This window comes from Streptomyces durocortorensis (genome assembly GCF_016901035.1).
In the GTDB taxonomy this organism is placed as follows: Bacteria; Actinomycetota; Actinomycetes; order Streptomycetales; family Streptomycetaceae; genus Streptomyces; species Streptomyces durocortorensis.
Genome location: NZ_JAFEUF010000435.1, coordinates 1 through 2,789 on the forward strand (window position 1 = coordinate 1; position 2,789 = coordinate 2,789).

3 protein-coding genes are annotated in these 2,789 nt (G+C 71.7%); 2 read left to right on the forward strand and 1 reads right to left on the reverse strand.

Features of this window, described 5'->3' with window-relative positions:
- Window positions 1–359 (forward strand): response regulator transcription factor (locus JS521_RS35075; protein WP_239488264.1); only part of this gene is annotated, 359 nt, incomplete at its 5' end.
- 41 nt (window positions 360–400) lie between these two features.
- Here JS521_RS35075 and JS521_RS35080 read toward each other — a convergent pair.
- On the reverse strand, window positions 401–733 hold the full coding sequence (locus JS521_RS35080) for a hypothetical protein (protein WP_205086904.1): 333 nt from the start codon (window positions 731–733) through the stop codon (window positions 401–403).
- 708 nt (window positions 734–1,441) lie between these two features.
- Between JS521_RS35080 and JS521_RS35085 the strand changes: the two genes are divergently transcribed.
- Window positions 1,442–2,641: a S1 family peptidase gene (locus tag JS521_RS35085; RefSeq protein WP_205086905.1), complete on the forward strand. Its 1,200-nt coding sequence runs from the start codon at window positions 1,442–1,444 to the stop codon at window positions 2,639–2,641.
- Window positions 2,642–2,789: the final 148 nt, after the last annotated feature.

Consider the following 2,789-nt stretch of genomic DNA (forward strand, 5'->3'; position numbering starts at 1 on the left):
GCGCCTCGCCGGTGGCCCCGGTGTCCGACCCCGCCGCCACCGCTTCGGCGATCGCCGAACTGGAGTCCTGCGCACAGCACTTCACCGACCTGGGCGCCGTCTGGGACGCGACCCGGGCGAGGGCCCTGCTGCGCACCCGGCAGCCGGCCAAGAAGGGCCGCCCTCCCGGACGCCCCTCGCACTCCGACCAGCTGTCCCCCCGGGAGGCGGAGGTCGCACAGCTCGTCTCGTCCGGGCTGACCAACCGGGAGATCGCCGCGACCCTGCACCTCTCCCCGCGGACCGTGGAGCAGCACATCGCCGGGGCCATGCGGAAGACCGGCGCGCTCTCCCGCCGCGACCTCGCCCACCGGCTCTGACGGTCACCCCTGGGGCTGGGGCCGCTGAGGCAGGGGCCGCGCTACGAACCGTTCCCGGGGCGCCCGTCCCCCACGGGCAGGAACGACCGGTCGGCCCAGAAGCTCCGGTCGTGCCGCCAGACGGCCACGGTCGCGGCGGTCCAGTCGAACACCCAACCGGAACGCACCCCGCGTGCTCCCCAGCCGTCCGGGCGCCGGCGCGGAATGGCGAAGCCCGCCTTCTGTGCGGCGACCGCCGCGTCGCACGCCTCGCGCGCGATGCGCAGGGCGTCCGACTCGGTCTCGGCGGACCCGGTGAAGACGTGCAGGCCGCACCGCTCGGGCTGCACGGAGTTCCGGGTGGGGACATTGACCTGGAAGTAGAGCTCGGCCATGACGCCATCTCCTCGGTGTCGCGGTCTCCCGCACTACCGGCACGGGCTGCGACGGATACGCGCCGGCAGGGCTGAGTTCCCTTGCCGCGGATCCACCGCTGACAGGTTCTCCCAACGTACGAGGCGCACCCGCTCGTCAATATCCGGAACGGCCCGATCACCTATACGTAACCCCTGCGCCTCCCGTACGTGCCCCGCGCGTCTCCCGTATGTGCCACGACGCCGTATCCGTGATTCACGCCTACGGATACACCTGCGCACGCTCTGTCACTGGGTTCCATCCACCGACACCCGGAATTGCCACCAGAATCGCCATGCCCATGACCAAGGGAAGCATGAGCACCTCCATGAGATTCATCCGCCTCGGAACCGCGGCAGGGGCATTCGCCCATCGCGAAGGACGCTCCCCTGATCCCGGTCTGGCACCGGCAGCGCCAGGTGGTGACGCGGTCCACGGTCCCGGGCGGGCATCTCCTCACCGAGGACGCGATCTGGCGGCTGTGGGAACTCCGGCGGCTCTGAGGCGCTTTGAGCCTCTGGAGCTCCTCTCGCATTATCTGCGTATCCGTGAATGCGCCGCTCCGGGTATCCCGGGGCACGCCGGGCCTCAATAGTTCGGCTCGCGGCGAGTTCTGAACTCGCCGTCGGCCAGGGCCCGGCGCTTCACCCCCCATACGGGTCTCCGGCCGTCATCCGGAAGGAATCAGCGTGCGCAACACACGTAAGTACGGCCTTGCCGCCGCGGGCGTCCTGCTCTCGGCCGCCACCGTTCTGGGAACCCAGAGCATGGCCCAGGCGCAGGACTCCGCGACCACGCCCCGCTACCAGCCCGAGATGGTCCGGGCGTTGGCCGCTTCGCTCGGTGTGAGCGAGAAGGCCGCGGTCGACCGGCTGGACCGGCAGGACGCCCAGCAGGGCAAGCTCGCCGAGCTGCGGAAGCGCGGCATATCCGGCGACGGGGCGTTCTTCGACGCCTCGGGCCGGCTGACCGTCAACGCCGGCGACCAGGCCGAGGCGGCCCGGATCGAGAAGGCCGGGCTCGATGCCCGCGTGCCCGCCAGAGGCCAGGCAGCGCTCGACAGAATCAAGGCCGAGCTGGACCGCCTCGGCGCCGGGAAGACCCCTTCCGGTGTGGTCGCCTGGTCCGTGGACCTGCCCGCCGACCAGGTGACCGTGAAGGTCAACAACGAGCGGGGGGCCGCCGCCAAGGCGTTCATCGCCCAGGCCGCCGAGCACGGCTCCGCCGTCCGGATCGTGCGCGGCCAGGAGAAACTGGAGGCCAAGGCCGCGATCTACCCCGGCAGCAAGATGACGTTCAACAACACCACCCAGTGGTGCTCCGTCGGCTACGGCGCCCGTGACAGTTCCGGCAGGCAGTACCTGGTGACCGCCGGGCACTGCGTCACGAACACCCTGCGCTACGACGGGGCGGCCTTCGCCCAGGGCTACAAGACCCGGTACGCGCTCGGCACCCGCAGCGTCGACATGGGGATCCTGACCATCAACTCCGGTCACTCGATCACCACCAGCGTCGGCACCTGGGGCAACAGCAACCCGGTCGCCGTTCGCGGCGGCACCCGCGCCTCGTCCGGCGCCGCGGTCTGCAAGTCCGGTGCCACCACCGGCTGGACCTGCGGCACGATCGGCTCGTACAACAACACCGTCACCTACGTCGACCGCAACGGCGGCCCCGACACGGTCGTCAGCGGCCTGGCCACCTCCAGTGTCTGCGTGGAGGGCGGCGACAGCGGCGGCGCGTACATCTCCGGAAACCAGGCCCAGGGCATGACCTCCGGCGGCCCGACCGACCAGCGGTGCACCGGCGGGGTCAACTCGCGCGGCTCGTCCTACTTCCAGCCGCTCGACGACGCCCTCCGCTACTACGGGCTGACGCTCAACACCAACTAGGCACCCACAAGGCGCCAACGGGGACACCCCTCACAGAACCGGCCGGGGGGGGGGCGCGCAGCGCGGCGGCGGGCCCCCCCCCCCGCCGCCGCGCCGCGCGCCCGACCGCGGCCACCGCGTGGGGCTAGCCAACGGCGCCGCCCCGGGG